General features: G+C 70.7%; 11 protein-coding genes and 2 pseudogenes. All 13 read left to right on the forward strand.

Translation table 11 applies throughout. The features are described 5' to 3' along the window. Positions 1 to 141: 141 nt before the first annotated feature. The 13 genes and pseudogenes from WJ35_RS00615 (at position 142) to WJ35_RS00670 (ending at position 14,613) form a co-directional block, all read left to right on the forward strand. A complete protein-coding gene (locus WJ35_RS00615; protein ID WP_060232300.1) occupies positions 142 to 1,116 on the forward strand; it encodes a quinone oxidoreductase family protein in 975 nt (324 codons plus the stop codon). Positions 1,117 to 1,399: 283 nt separating this feature from the next. Next, positions 1,400 to 1,492 carry a K(+)-transporting ATPase subunit F gene (gene kdpF, locus WJ35_RS00620; protein WP_010091145.1) on the forward strand — a complete coding sequence of 31 codons (93 nt, stop codon included), beginning with the start codon at positions 1,400 to 1,402 and terminating at the stop codon, positions 1,490 to 1,492. Between the two features lie 24 nt (positions 1,493 to 1,516). Next, entirely contained in the window at positions 1,517 to 3,349 is a 1,833-nt protein-coding gene (gene kdpA, locus WJ35_RS00625) for a potassium-transporting ATPase subunit KdpA (RefSeq protein ID WP_069238598.1), read from the forward strand. A 38-nt stretch (positions 3,350 to 3,387) separates the two neighbouring features. Then, positions 3,388 to 5,499 carry a potassium-transporting ATPase subunit KdpB gene (gene kdpB / locus WJ35_RS00630; RefSeq protein WP_060231978.1) on the forward strand — a complete coding sequence of 704 codons (2,112 nt, stop codon included), beginning with the start codon at positions 3,388 to 3,390 and terminating at the stop codon, positions 5,497 to 5,499. A gap of 13 nt (positions 5,500 to 5,512) precedes the next feature. Continuing rightward, positions 5,513 to 6,094 (forward strand): potassium-transporting ATPase subunit KdpC, encoded by a 582-nt coding sequence (gene kdpC / locus WJ35_RS00635; RefSeq protein WP_060231975.1) that lies wholly within the window; start codon positions 5,513 to 5,515, stop codon positions 6,092 to 6,094. 148 nt (positions 6,095 to 6,242) lie between these two features. Then, positions 6,243 to 9,102, forward strand: a pseudogene (locus WJ35_RS00640) (DUF4118 domain-containing protein). Further along, on the forward strand, positions 9,095 to 9,793 hold the full coding sequence (kdpE, locus tag WJ35_RS00645; protein WP_069238599.1) for a two-component system response regulator KdpE: 699 nt from the start codon (positions 9,095 to 9,097) through the stop codon (positions 9,791 to 9,793). Before WJ35_RS00640 ends, kdpE begins: the two are co-directional and overlap by 8 nt. Positions 9,794 to 9,892: 99 nt before the next feature. Then, positions 9,893 to 10,171 carry a DUF333 domain-containing protein gene (locus WJ35_RS00650; protein ID WP_069239376.1) on the forward strand — a complete coding sequence of 93 codons (279 nt, stop codon included), beginning with the start codon at positions 9,893 to 9,895 and terminating at the stop codon, positions 10,169 to 10,171. A 201-nt stretch (positions 10,172 to 10,372) separates the two neighbouring features. Next, a complete protein-coding gene (gene sugE, locus WJ35_RS00655) occupies positions 10,373 to 10,693 on the forward strand; it encodes a quaternary ammonium compound efflux SMR transporter SugE (RefSeq protein ID WP_069238600.1) in 321 nt (106 codons plus the stop codon). Between the two features lie 225 nt (positions 10,694 to 10,918). Next, positions 10,919 to 11,014, forward strand: a pseudogene (locus WJ35_RS32620) (DUF4126 domain-containing protein); the annotation flags it as partial. A 44-nt stretch (positions 11,015 to 11,058) separates the two neighbouring features. Beyond that, the gene (locus WJ35_RS00660) at positions 11,059 to 11,532 is read left to right on the forward strand and encodes a DUF4126 domain-containing protein (protein WP_335645769.1); all 474 of its coding nucleotides are present in this window, start codon (positions 11,059 to 11,061) and stop codon (positions 11,530 to 11,532) included. A 122-nt stretch (positions 11,533 to 11,654) separates the two neighbouring features. Further along, positions 11,655 to 14,159, forward strand: coding sequence for an ABC transporter permease (locus WJ35_RS00665; RefSeq protein ID WP_230459662.1), 2,505 nt, complete (start codon positions 11,655 to 11,657; stop codon positions 14,157 to 14,159). Between the two features lie 43 nt (positions 14,160 to 14,202). Next, positions 14,203 to 14,613 (forward strand): group II truncated hemoglobin, encoded by a 411-nt coding sequence (locus WJ35_RS00670; protein ID WP_010091159.1) that lies wholly within the window; start codon positions 14,203 to 14,205, stop codon positions 14,611 to 14,613. The last annotated feature ends 7 nt before the right edge of the window (positions 14,614 to 14,620 follow it).

Consider the following 14,620-nt stretch of genomic DNA (forward strand, 5'->3'; position numbering starts at 1 on the left):
GCGAGAATCGGGCGTCAGGCGTCAGGCGTCGGGCGTCGGACTGCGCGACGGCCGCCGGCGCGTGCCTGCACCGGCCGTCGCCGGCCCGCGCGGCGGCGAGCGAACCTTCCCTTGAAGCATTCACCAACGAGGAGCGATACGATGCCGAAAGCAATCCGATACGACCAGGCGGGCGGCCCGGAAGTGATGAAGTGGGTCGACGTCGAGGTCGCCGAGCCGCAGGCAGGCCAGGTCCGGGTCAAGCAGCATGCGGTCGGGCTCAACTACATCGACGTGTATTTCCGCACCGGGCTCTATCCGCAGCCGCTGCCCGCCGGGCTCGGGATGGAGGCGGCCGGCGAGGTGACGGCGGTCGGCGACGACGTGACCGCGTTCAAGCCGGGCGACCGCGTCGCCTACGTGTGGTCGTCGCCGGGCGCATATGCACAGGAGCGCGTGCTGCCCGCCGATCGCGTGGTCAAGCTGCCCGACGCGATCACTTATGAAGACGCGGCGTCGGTGATGCTGCAGGGCCTGACCGCGCACTACCTGCTGCGCCGCACGTATCGGGTCAAGGCCGGCGACACGATCCTGATTCATGCGGCGGCGGGCGGCGTCGGCCTGCTCGTGTGCCAGTGGGCGAAAGCGCTCGGCGCGACCGTGATCGGCACGGTCAGCTCCGACGAGAAGGCGGAGATCGCGAAGGCGCACGGCTGCGATCACCCGATCGTCTATACGCGCGAGAACTTCACGGAGCGCGTGCGGGCGATCACGAACGACGCGCTGCTGCCGGTCGTCTACGATTCGATCGGCAAGGATACCTACGTCGGCTCGCTCGACTGCCTGGCGCCGCTCGGGCTGTTCGTCAGCTTCGGCAACGCGTCCGGCCCGCTGCCGCCGATCGACTCGAAGGAGTTCTCGTCGCGCGGCTCGCTGTTCTTCACGCGGCCGACGCTGTTCTCGTACATCGCGAAACGCGCGGACCTCGAAGCGGCCGCGGCCGAGCTGTTCGACGTGATCCAGTCGGGCAAGGTGAAGACCAGCATCAACCAGCGCTATCCGCTCGAGGAAGTTGCGCGCGCACACGCCGATCTCGAGGCCCGCAAGACCACCGGCTCGACGATCCTCGTGCCCTGACACCGCCGCGCCGGCCGCCGGGCCGGCTCGCGATCTCCCCCGGGCGGCGCTGCGGCGCCGCCTTCCCCCGCCTTCCCGTTTACGCGTTTTTTACACGCCCCCGACGACCTTTGACCCGTCCTTTACGCGCGTTCCAATAAGGTTCTAGTCGTCCGATTTCGACGACGGAGAACACAAAAATGGATGGGGTTTTCATCGGCGCTCTGGTGCTGTTCACCGCGCTGATCCTCGGTTTGATCGCCGGTTGCGAGAAGCTCGCGCAATACGGCCGCGGGGGGCGGGCATGACCTGGATGCTGTGGTTGGCGGGCGCTTCGTCCGCCTTGCTGTTCGCGTATCTCGTCTTTGCGCTGCTGCGCGCGGAGGACATCGAATGAACGCGAACACGATCTTTCAATCGGGTGCTGTTCATCGTCGTGCTGCTGGCGGCGGCCGTGCCGGTCGCGCGCTACCTGTCGGCGGTGATGGACGGCAGCTCGCGCGTCGTGCGCGTATTCGGCCCGCTCGAGCGCGCGCTCTATCGCATCGCCGGCGTCGACGCCGGCCGCGAGATGAACTGGAAGCAGTACGCGATCGCGACGGTCGCATTCAACGCGCTCGGCGCGCTGTTCCTCTATGGTCTCCTGCGCCTGCAGGGCTTGCTGCCCGGCAACCCGCAGCAGTTCGGCGCGATGACGGTCGACGGCGCGTTCAACACCGCGGTCAGCTTCGTCACCAACACGAACTGGCAGGACTACACGCCCGAGCAGACCGTCAGCTACCTGACGCAGATGCTCGGCCTCACCGTGCAGAACTTCCTGTCCGCGGCGACCGGCATCGTCGTCGTGATCGCGCTGATCCGCGGCTTCGCACGCCACACCGCGCAGACGATCGGCAACTTCTGGGTCGACCTCACGCGCGTGACGCTGTACGTGCTCGTGCCGATGGCGGCGCTCGTCGCGGCGCTGCTGATGAGCCAGGGCGTGATCCAGAACATGAAGGCGTATCAGGACGTGCCGGTGCTGCAGGCGGGCGCCTACGCCGCGCCGAAGCTCGACGCGCAGGGCAACCCGGTCAAGGACGACAAGGGCAATCCGGTGACGGTCGCGACGCCGCTCACGAAGCAGACGCTTGCGATGGGCCCGGTCGCGTCGCAGGAAGCGATCAAGATGCTCGGCACCAACGGCGGCGGCTTCTTCAACGCGAACTCCGCGCATCCGTACGAGAACCCGACGCCGTTCGCGAACTTCGTGCAGATCTTCTCGATCCTGATCATTCCGGCGGCGCTGTGCCTCGTGTTCGGCCGCATGGTCGGCGACCGCCGGCAGGGCATCGCGGTGCTCGCGGCGATGACGGTCGCGTTCACGGTCGCGGTCGGCGTCGAGGTGAGCGCCGAGCAGGCCGGCAACCCGACGCTCGCGGCGCTGCGCCCCGAAGGAAGTCCCCTTGGGGGACGCCCCGAAGGAAGTCCCCTTGGGGGACACGTCGACCAGTCGGCGGGCGCGCTGCAGGCGGGCGGCAACATGGAAGGCAAGGAGACGCGCTTCGGCATCGCGCAGACCGGCATCTTCACGGTCGCGACCACGGCCGCGTCGTGCGGCGCGGTCGACACGATGCACGATTCGCTGACGCCGCTCGGCGGCCTCGTGCCGATGCTCCTGATGCAGCTCGGCGAAGTGGTCTACGGCGGGGTCGGCTCGGGCCTCTACGGGATGCTGGTGTTCGCGCTGCTCGCGGTGTTCGTCGCCGGCCTGATGATCGGCCGCACGCCGGAGTATGTCGGCAAGAAGATCGAGGCGTACGAGATGAAGATGGTGTCGATCGTCGTGCTGCTCACGCCGCTGCTGGTGCTGGTCGGCACGTCGATCGCGGTGCTCGCCGATGCGGGCAAGGCCGGCATCCTGAACCCGGGCCCACACGGCTTCTCGGAAATCCTGTACGCGTTCAGCTCCGCCGCGAACAACAACGGCAGCGCGTTCGCGGGCCTGACGGTGGGCACGCCGTTCTACAACTGGATGACGGCGATCGCGATGTGGTTCGGCCGCTTCGGCACGATCGTGCCGGTGCTCGCGATCGCGGGCTCGCTCGCCGCGAAGAAGCGCATCGCGACGACGAGCGGCACGCTGCCGACCCACGGGCCGCTGTTCGTCGTGCTGCTGCTCGGCACGGTGCTGCTGGTCGGCGCGCTGACCTACGTGCCCGCGCTCGCGCTCGGGCCCGGCGTCGAGCACCTGATGATGTGGCTGGGCGCGTAACCCGCACGCCGGCAAGGACAAGCATTCAAGAGATTGCGATGACTCAACATTCCGCAACACGCTCCATGTTCGATCCGGCGCTCGTGCGCCCGGCGATCGTGGACGCGTTCAAGAAACTCACGCCGCGCACGCAGTTCCGCAACCCGGTGATGTTCTGCGTGTACGTCGGCAGCATCCTGACGACGATCCTGTGGATCGCCGCGCTCGCCGGCCAGGCCGAGGCGCCCGCGGGCTTCATCCTCGCGATCGCGCTGTGGCTGTGGTTCACGGTGCTGTTCGCGAACTTCGCGGAGGCGCTCGCCGAAGGCCGCTCGAAGGCGCAAGCCGCATCGCTGCGCAGCGCGAAGCGCGACGTGATGGCCAAGAAGCTCAACGAGCCGCATCCGAAGTCGCCGATCCGCATCACCACCGCGACCGAGCTGCGCCGCGGCGACGTCGTGCTGGTCGAGGCGGGCGACGTGATCCCGGCCGACGGCGAGGTGGTCGACGGCGTCGCGTCGGTCGACGAATCGGCGATCACCGGCGAATCGGCGCCGGTGATCCGCGAGTCGGGCGGCGACTTCTCGTCGGTGACGGGCGGCACGCGCGTGCTGTCCGACTGGATCGTCGTGAAGGTCACCGCGAACCCGGGCGAGGCGTTCCTCGACCGGATGATCGCGATGGTCGAGGGCGCGAAGCGCAAGAAGACGCCGAACGAGATCGCGCTGACGATCCTGCTCGTCGCGCTGACGATCGTGATGCTGCTCGCGACCGCGACGCTGCTGCCGTTCTCGATGTTCTCGGTGGAGGCGATGAAGGCGGGGCACGTGGTGACGATCACCGCGCTCGTCGCGCTGCTCGTGTGCCTGATCCCGACGACGATCGGCGGCCTGCTGTCCGCGATCGGCGTGGCCGGCATGAGCCGGATGATGCAGGCGAACGTGATCGCGACCTCGGGCCGCGCGGTGGAAGCGGCGGGCGACGTCGACGTGCTGCTGCTCGACAAGACCGGCACGATCACGCTCGGCAACCGCCAGGCGTCGGCGTTCGTGCCGGCGCCGGGCGTGACCGAGGAAGCGCTCGCCGATGCCGCGCAGCTGTCGTCGCTCGCCGACGAGACGCCGGAAGGCCGCAGCATCGTCGTGCTCGCGAAGGAGCGCTTCAACATTCGCCAGCGCGACATGGCGCAGCTGCACGCGACGTTCCTCGGCTTCTCCGCGCAGACGCGGATGAGCGGCGTCGACCTGTCCCCCGAGGGGACTTCCTCCGGGGCGCCGCACCGCGAGATCCGCAAGGGCGCGGCGGACGCGATCCGCCGCTACGTCGAAACGCACGGCAGCCGCTTTCCGGACGAAGTGCGCCGCGCGGTCGACGACGTCGCGCGGCGCGGCAGCACGCCGCTCGTGGTCGCGGAGCTGCGCGACGGCGCGGCGCGCGTGCTCGGCGTGATCGAGCTGAAGGACATCGTGAAGGGCGGCATCAAGGAGCGCTTCGCGGAGCTGCGCAAGATGGGCATCAAGACCGTGATGGTGACGGGCGACAACCGGCTGACGGCGGCGGCGATCGCGGCGGAGGCCGGCGTCGACGACTTCCTCGCGGAAGCGACGCCGGAAACCAAGCTCGCGACGATCCGCGAGCACCAGGCGGCGGGGCGCCTCGTCGCGATGACGGGCGACGGCACCAACGACGCGCCGGCGCTCGCGCAGGCCGACGTCGCGGTCGCGATGAACACCGGCACGCAGGCGGCGAAGGAAGCGGGCAACATGGTCGACCTCGACTCGAACCCGACCAAGCTGATCGAGATCGTCGAGATCGGCAAGCAGATGCTGATGACGCGCGGCTCGCTGACGACGTTCTCGATCGCGAACGACATCGCGAAGTATTTCGCGATCATCCCGGCCGCGTTCGTGACGACCTATCCGCAACTGCGCGTGCTCGACATCATGCACCTGACGTCTCCGGCGTCCGCGATCCTGTCGGCGGTGATCTTCAACGCGCTGATCATCGTCGCGCTGATCCCGCTCGCGCTGAAGGGCGTCACGTACCGGCCGCTCGGCGCCGCATCGTTGCTGCGCCGCAACCTGCTGGTCTACGGCCTCGGCGGCGTGCTGCTGCCGTTCCCGTTCATCAAGCTGATCGACATGACGCTCGCCGCGCTCGGCTGGGCCTGAGGGAAACTTCACCATGAAAACGTTGATTCGTCCGCTGCTCGTGATCTTCGCCGTGCTGACCGCGGTGACGGGGCTGGCCTATCCGGCCGTGATGACCGTGTTCGGCCAGGCCGTGTTTCCGTCGCAGGCGAACGGCAGCCTGATCGAGCAGGACGGCAAGGTGGTCGGCTCCGCGCTGATCGGCCAGCCGTTCGATGCGCCGAAGTACTTCTGGGGCCGCCTGTCGGCGACCACGCCGATGCCGTACAACGCGAGCGGCTCCGGCGGCTCGAACCTCGGCCCGCTGAACCCGTCGCTCGTCGACCAAGTGAAGGCGCGCATCGCCGCGCTGCGCGACGCGGGCACCGACCTGTCGAAGCCGGTGCCGGTCGACCTCGTGACCGCGTCCGCGAGCGGCCTCGATCCGGACATCACGCCGGCCGCGGCCGCCTACCAGGTCGAGCGCGTCGCGAAGGCGCGCAACCTGTCGCCCGACGCGGTCGCGCATCTGGTCGCCGCGAGCACGACCGGGCGCCAGTTCGGCGTGCTTGGCGAGCCGCGCGTGAACGTGCTGAAGCTGAACCTCGCGCTGGACGCGGCGCAGGCCGCGCACTGAGCGCGATGCCCAACCGGCGTGCGGCGCGGCCCGACCCGCGCCGGACGCGCGTTTGCCCGACGGCGCTTGCGCCGTCTTTGCCTTTTATGACGATTTGGATCAACAATGCTCGTACGCGCGCGAATCGCGCGTTTCGTTCCTCTGACGCATGAACCGCCCCGATCCCGACCAACTCCTCGACAAGCTGCAGCGTGACGAAGAAAAGCAGCGGCGCGGCCAGCTCAAGATCTTCTTCGGCGCCTCCGCCGGCGTCGGCAAGACCTACGCGATGCTGCAGGCCGCGCGCCAGCGCAGGCAGGAAGGCGTCGACGTCGTCGTCGGCATCGTCGAGACCCACGGCCGCGGCGAAACCGCCGCGCTGCTCGACGGCCTCGACGTGCTGCCGCTCGCGAAGCTCGACCACCGCGGCCGCACGTTCGCCGAATTCGATCTCGACGCCGCGCTCGCGCGCAAGCCCGAACTGATCCTCGTCGACGAGCTCGCCCATTCGAACGTGCAGGGCGCGCGCCACCTGAAGCGCTGGCAGGACGTCTACGAGCTGCTCGACGCGGGCATCGACGTCTATACGACCGTCAACGTCCAGCATCTCGAGAGCCTGAACGACGTGGTCGGCGCGATCACCGGCATCCGCGTGTGGGAGACCGTGCCCGACCGCGTGTTCGACGCGGCCGACGAGGTGACGCTCGTCGACCTGCCCGCCGAGGAGCTGCTCGCGCGGATGCGCGACGGCAAGGTCTATCTCGCGCAGCAGGCCGAGCGCGCGGTGCGCAACTTCTTCCGCAAGGGCAACCTGATCGCGCTGCGCGAGCTGGCGCTGCGGCGCACGGCCGACCGCGTCGACGCGCAGATGCGCGAGTACCGCGCCGACCGCTCGATCCAGCGCATCTGGCAGGCGCGCGAGCGGCTCCTGGTGTGCGTCGGGCCGGGACCCGAGGCGCCGACGCTGGTGCGCGCGGCCGCGCGGCTCGCCGCGAGCCTGAAGGCCGACTGGATCGCCGTCTACGTCGAGACGCCGCGGCTGCAGCGCCTGCCCGACGCGCAGCGCGAGCGCACGCTGAACGCGCTGAAGCTCGCCGCCGAGCTGGGCGCGGAGACGGCCACGCTCGCCGGCGGCGACGCGGTCGCCGCGCTGATCGGCTATGCGAAGGTGCGCAACGTGTCGAAGGTCGTCGCGGGCGGCTCGCGCAAGACCGGGCTCGCGCGCTGGTTCGCGCGGCCGTTCGGCGAGAAGCTCGCGGAGCGCGCGGGCGACGTCGACCTGATGCTGATCCGCGCGTCCGCGAGCGACGAGGTGCGCGCGGCCCCCCTCGACGCGCGCGCGCGCGACTGGCGCGACGCGTTCGCGCGCCTGGGCGGCCGGCCACCGTTCGCCGCCGCGGCACTATGCGTACGCGGCCGCGATCTGCGCGGCGATCACGATGGTCGCGACCGCCGTGTCCGGTCGGCTCGACCTGACCAACCTCGTGATGCTGTACCTGCTGGGCGTCGTGTTCTCGGCGGTGCGCCTCGGGCGCGGGCCGGGAGTGCTGCAGTCGTTCCTGTCGGTGGCCGCGTTCGACTTCTTCTTCGTGCCGCCGCGCATGTCGTTCTCGGTCAGCGACACGCAGTACCTGCTGACGTTCTTCGGGATGCTGCTGACGTCGCTCGTGATCAGCCACCTGACGTCGACGCTGACCCGCGAGGCGAGCATCGCGCAACGGCGCGAGCGCCGCACGGGCGCGATCTATGCGATGGCGCGCGAGCTGGCGGCGGCGCTGACGACCGAGCAGATCGTCGAGATCGGCAGCCGGCACGTGAGCGAGGTGTTCCGCGCGCGCGTCGCGATCCTGCTGCCGGACAGCGCCGACAAGGTGCAGCAGAAGATCGAGGAGCCGGACGCGGCCGTCACGCTGACGGGCCCCGACCTCGACAACGACGTCGGCCAGTGGGTGTACGACCAGCAGAAGCCGGCCGGCCACGGCACCGACACGCTGCCGGCGACGGCCGCGCTGTACCTGCCGCTGAAGGCGCCGATGCGCACGCGCGGCGTGCTCGCGGTCGTGTCGACGGACCCGCGCGAGCTCGAGGAGCCCGAGCAGCAGCGGATGCTCGACGCCTTCGCCGCACAGATCGCGCTCGCGATCGAGCGCGTGCATTACGTCGAGATCGCGCGCGACGCGCTCGTCAGCATGGAGTCGGAGCGGCTGCGCAACTCGCTGCTGTCGGCGATCTCGCACGACCTGCGCACGCCGCTCACGACGATCGTCGGCTTTTCGTCGATGCTCGCGAACGCGCGCTCGGCCGCGCCGCGCGGCGACGCGACGGCCGCGCCGCGGCACGGGCCGCGCGAGGACGAGCTCGTCGAGGCGATTCACGACGAAGCGCTGCGGATGACGGGCATCGTCACGAACCTGCTCGACATGGCGCGGCTGCAAGCCGGCAGCCTGCAGCTGAAGCGCCAGTGGTCGCTGCTCGAGGAGACCGTCGGCGCGGCGCTCGCCGCGTGCCGGCGCGTGCTCGCGCGGCATCCGGCGCGCGTCGCGCTGCCGGCGGACCTGCCGCTCCTGCAGATGGACGCGGTGCTGATGGAGCGCCTGTTCACCAACCTGTTCGAGAACGCCGCGAAGTACACGCCGGCCGACACGCCGCTCGAGATCGGCGCCCAGCGCGTGACCGAGGACGGCCTGCCATTCGTGCGCGTGCACGTCGACGATCACGGCCCGGGCCTGCCGCCTGGCATGGAAACGCGGATCTTCGACAAGTTCACGCGCGGCGAGAAGGAATCGGCGACGCCCGGCATCGGCCTCGGGCTCGCGATCTGCCGCGCGATCGTCGAGGCGCACGGCGGTAGAATCGGCGCGCTCAACCGCATCGGGCCCGACGGCCGCGTGACGGGCGCGCGCTTCTGGTTCACGCTGCCGGTCGACACGCCGCCGGCGGCGCCCGCCGTGTCCGACGACGAAGCCGACGCGCTGCACGCGCTGCCGTTCGCGCCGTCATCATCCGAACCTCCGCAAGACCATGAGTGAACCGAGCCTGACCGTCGTCCTGATCGAGGACGAAAAACAGATCCGCCGTTTCGTGCGCGCCGCGCTCGAGGAGGAGGACATCGCCGTGTTCGAGGCCGAGACCGGCAAGCAGGGGCTGATCGACGCGGCGACCCGCAAGCCCGATCTCGTGATCGTCGACCTCGGCCTGCCGGACACCGACGGCCTCGACGTGATCCGCGAGCTGCGCGGCTGGTCCGAGGTGCCGGTCATCGTGCTGTCCGCGCGCACGCAGGAGGACGAGAAGGTCGCCGCGCTCGACGCCGGCGCGGACGACTACCTGACCAAGCCGTTCGGCGTGTCCGAGCTGCGCGCGCGGATTCGCGCGCAGCTGCGGCGGCGCAACCAGGGCGGCGCGAACGAGTCGCCGAAGGTGAGCTTCGGCGCGGTGAGCGTCGATCTCGCGATGCGGCAGGTCTGGCGCGACGGCGAGATCGTGCACCTGACGCCGCTCGAATACCGGCTGCTCGCGACGCTCGTGCGCCACGCGGGCCGCGTGCTGACGCACCGCCAGCTGCTGCGCGACGTGTGGGGGCCGTCGCACGTCGAGAGCCATCACTACCTGCGCATCTACATGGCGCACCTGCGCCAGAAGCTCGAGCGCGACCCGGCGCAACCCGAGTACATCGTCACCGAGACGGGCGTCGGCTACCGGCTGGTCGGCGTCGCGTGATGCGCGGTGCGTGATGCGTGACGCAGCGAGCGGTGCCGCACACACGGCCCGATTCCCCGTTATGCTGAGCGCTGCATGAACGAAACCGAGGAGGGTGCCATGTCCGTCCGTCTGGTCGTCATCTGTGCGCTGGCGCTCGTCGGGCCCAGCGCGTTCGCGCAACCGCTGCCGCCCGGGCAGCCGGCGGCGCAGCCGGTGCTCGCGAACCCCGCGACCGTCAATTGCGAGAAGCTCGGCGGCCGGCACGTGGTGCGCACGCTACCGCGCGGGCAGGTCGGGATGTGCGTGTTCAAGGACGGCCGCGTGTGCGAGGAATGGGCGCTGTACCGTGACGATCGCTGCGTCGGCGACGCCGGCGCAGCGCGCGTCTCGAACTGAGCGCTCGGCCGCTGCGGCGAACTGGGCTGTGGTGTGGCCGCCGGCGTTCATCGGCTACACCTGGCCCAGCTCGGTCCCGACCGGTTCCCGCGGGTCGGGCAGTCCGCGCCGCCGTTGCTATACTCGGCGCCGCCCGGGGACGGCCCCGGGCCGTTCGCTTCAACGGGGACGACCCCGTCCGATCCATGGAGTCACGTCGAGATGGCGTGGGTATGGTTGTTGATCGCCGGATTGCTGGAAGTGGCCTGGGCGGCCGGCATGAAATCGTCGGAAGGGTTCACCCGGCTCGGGCCGTCGGTGTTTACGATCGTCACCGCGCTGGCCAGCTTCGGGCTGCTCGCGCTCGCGATGCGCCAGCTGCCGCTCGGCACCGCGTACGCGGTGTGGACCGGCATCGGCGCGGTCGGCGCGTTCGTGTTCGGCATCGTGATGATGGGCGAGGCGCTGACCGTCGCCCGCATCGCGAGCGCGTCGCTGATCGTGCTCGGGCTGGTCGGCCTGAAGCTGTCATCGGGCGCTTGACGCCCCTGATGCCCGTGACGCCGGCAGGCACGTCCCCATGCGCCTGCGCCACCCTGTGGAATTGCGCGGCGCTGCCGATAGCCTGTCTATAATGGAACGCATTCGAGCCTGATTGCCGGTGCGCCGTTCGCGGCCGGCGGCACCGGTCGCCACGCGCCGCGCGGCCGTCACACCGACTCGATCCGATCAATCGGCAAAGCGCACGCAACGTGCAAGGAGAGGGCCATGATCGAAGCCATTTCGCTCGGCGCGGGGCTGGCGTGGGCGAGCGGCCTGCGCCTGTACCTGACGGTGCTGATCGCGGGCGTGCTGGCGCGCGCCGGCTGGCTCCACTTGCCCGATACGCTTGCCGTCCTCACGTCGCCGTGGGTGATCGGCGCCGGGCGCTGCTCGCGATCGCCGAATTCCTCGCCGACAAGATTCCCGCGTTCGATTCGCTGTGGGACGCGGTGCACACGTTCATCCGCATTCCGGCCGGCGCCGTGCTCGCGGCCGGCGCGCTCGGCCATGCCGACCCGACCGTGCTCGCGGTCGCCGGGCTCGCGGGCGGCTCGCTCGCCGGCGCCGCGCACATCACGAAGGCCGGCACGCGCGCGCTGATCAACCTGTCCCCCGAGCCGATCTCGAACTGGATCGCGTCGTCGACCGAGGACGGCCTCGTGTTCGGCGGGCTCGCGCTCGCGTTCTTCGTGCCGCTGCTGTTCCTCGTGCTGCTCGCGGCCTTCATCGCGTGCTCGGCGTGGGCGCTGCCGCGCCTGTGGCGCGGCGTGTCGGGCGGCTTCCGGGGCATGGCGAACCACATGGTGTCGCGGCTGAACTCGGTCGGGAAGCGGGATTGACCGGGCGGCCATCCGTGGGGCGGCCATCCGTGGGGCGGCCATCCGGTGGGCGCGATGACGCGGCCGGCGCGGCGCATGCCGGTCGATTCGGCCGGCGCGACCTGATCCGGCAGGCCATCCGCATGACCGGGCGCGACTGGCGCGCGGGCGAGCTGACGCTGCTCGTGCTCGCGCTGGTGCTGGCGGTCGCCGCGCTGACGAGCGTCGGCTTCCTCGCCGACCGGCTGCGCCAGGGGCTCGAGCGCGATGCGCGCCAGATGCTCGGCGCCGATTTCGTCGTGCGCGGCGATCGTCCGGTCGACCCGTCGTTCGACCGGCAGGCCCGCTCGCTCGGGCTGCGCACCGCGACCACGGCCATCTTTCCCAGCATGATCGGCTCGACCGTCGGCGAGGCGACCGGCGACGCGCCGCCCGCACGGCTCGCGGCCGTGAAGGCCGTGTCGCCGGACTATCCGCTGCGCGGCGCGGTCGAGATCGCGCCGGCCGGGGGCGCGCCCGCGCGCAAGGCGGCCGCGATTCCCGCGCCCGGCACGGTCTGGGCCGATCCCGCGCTGCTCGACGCGCTGCACCTGAAGGCCGGCGACACCGTGCGCGTCGGGCTGCGCACGTTCACGGTCGCGGCGTCGATCGTCCGCGAGCTCGATCGCGGCTTCTCGTTCGTCAATTTCTCGCCGCGGCTGATGATGCGCGCCGACGAGCTGGCCGCGACCGGGCTCACCGGCTACGGCAGCCGCGTCACCTATCGCCTGCTGGTGGCCGGCGACGCCGACGCGGTCGCGCGGTTCGAGGCGTACGCGCACATGCGCGTCGACGGCGGCAGGTTGCGCGGCGTCGGCCTCGAATCGCTGCAGGAAGGGCAGCCGCAGGTGCGCCAGACGCTCGACCGCGCCCGCCATTTCCTGACGCTCGTCGCGCTCCTGACCGCGCTGCTCGCGGCGGTCGCGATCGCGATGGCCGCGCAGCGCTACATGCGCCGCCATCTCGACGGTTGCGCGACGATGCGCTGCCTCGGCGTCAGCCGCCGCACGCTCGGCGCGCTGTTCGCGCTCGAATTTCTCGGCATCGGCATCGTGGGCGGCGTGGCGGGCGCGGTGCTCGGCTACGGCGGCCACTGGGTGCTGCTCGCGGCGCTCGGCGGCCTGATCGAAGTCGTGCTGCCGCCGCCGACGCCGTGGCCGGCCGCCATCGGCATCGGCGCGGCGCTCGTGCTGCTGCTCGGCTTCGCGCTGCCGCCGCTCGCGCCGCTCACGCGCGTGCCGCCGGTGCGCGTGCTGCGGCGCGAATGGGGCGACGCGGCACGCATCGCGTGGGCGGCGTATGCGGTCGGCATCGTGCTGTTCGCCGGGCTGCTGATCGCTGCCGCGGGCAGCCTGAAGCTCGGACTGATCGTCGCGGGCGGGTTCGCCGGCGCGCTGGTCGGTTTCGCGCTGATCGCGAGGCTCGCGCTGTTCGCGGCCGTGCGCGCGGTGCGCAACGGGCGCGTCGCGGCGGGCCTCGGCTGGCGCTACGCGCTCGCGTCGCTGCACCGGCGCGGCACCGCGAGTTCGCTGCAGATTACCGCGCTCGCGCTCGGCCTGATGTGCCTGCTGCTGATCGCGATCACGCGCAACGACCTGGTCGCCGGCTGGCGGCAGTCGACGCCGCCCGACGCGCCGAACCAGTTCCTGATCGATATCCAGCCCGACCAGCGCGCCGACGTCGCCGCGTATCTCGCCGCGCACGGCGTGCGCGATGCGGTGCCCGCGCCGATGGTGCGCGGCCGTCTCGTCGCGATCAACGGCAAGCCGGTGAATCCGGATGCCTACCAGGACGACGACGCGCGCCGGCTCGTCGACCGCGAGTTCAACCTGTCGTATACGACCGAGCTGCCGCCCGACAACCGGATCACGGCCGGCGACTGGTTCGGCACGGCGACGACGCCGCAGATCTCGATCGAATCCGGCCTCGCGCAGATGCTGAACGTGAAGCCCGGCGACGTGCTGCGCTTCGACGTGACGGGCCTGCCGGTCGAGGCGCCGGTCACGAGCGTGCGCAAGCTCGACTGGGGCACGTTCCGCGTCAACTTCTTCGTGCTGATGCCGCCCAAGACGCTCAAGGATTATCCGGCGATCTACCTGACGAGCTTCCACCTGCCGGCCGCGCGCGCGTCGCTGCTCGATCCGCTGATCGCGCGCTACCCGAACCTGACCGCGATCGACGTCGCGCCGATCCTCGCGCAACTGCAGCGCATGATGGTGCAGGTGATCGGCGCGGTGCAGTTCCTGTTCGTGTTCACGCTCGCGGCCGGCGTGCTGGTGCTCTATACGGCGCTGGCCGGCTCGCGCGACGAGCGGGTGAGGGAGGCGGCGCTGTTGCGCGCGCTCGGCGCGTCGCGTGCGCAGGTGGGCGCGGTGCAGCGCGCCGAATTCATCGTCGTCGGCGCGCTGGCCGGCGTGCTGGCGGCGGCGGGCGCGCTCGGCGTCGGCTGGGTGCTCGCGGCGCGCGTGTTCGATTTCCGGCTCGCGGTCGATCCGTGGCTCGTGCCGGCCGGCATCGCGGCCGGCGTCGCGTGCGCGGGTGCGGCCGGCTGGCTGAGCCTGCATAATGTGCTGCGGCGCCCCGCGCTGCAGTCGCTGCGCGACGCGTGAGCGTCGCCGGCAGCCCCGAACACCTGATTTCCGATTGATTCGTATGACCGATGTGAATGACGAAGCGCCGTCGCAGCCGACGGCGTTCGAACTCGTGGGCGGCGAAGGCCGCGTGCGCGAGATGGTGGACCGCTTCTACGACCTGATGGACCTCGAGCCGGAATTCGCGGAGATCCGCGCGCTCCACCCGGCGTCGCTCGACGGCTCCCGCGACAGGCTGTTCTGGTTCCTGTGCGGCTGGCTCGGCGGGCCCGATCACTACATCAGCCGCTTCGGCCACCCGCGCCTGCGCGCGCGGCACCTGCCGTTCCCGATCGCGTCGGTCGAGCGCGACCAGTGGCTGCGCTGCATGGCCTGGGCGATGGAGGACGTCGGCCTGCCCGAGCCGCTGCGCGAGCGGCTGATGCATTCGTTCTACGACACCGCCGACTGGATGCGCAACCGGCCCGGTTGATCGGCCG

The organism is Burkholderia ubonensis, assembly GCF_001718695.1.
GTDB classification, from domain to species: domain Bacteria; phylum Pseudomonadota; class Gammaproteobacteria; order Burkholderiales; family Burkholderiaceae; genus Burkholderia; species Burkholderia ubonensis_B.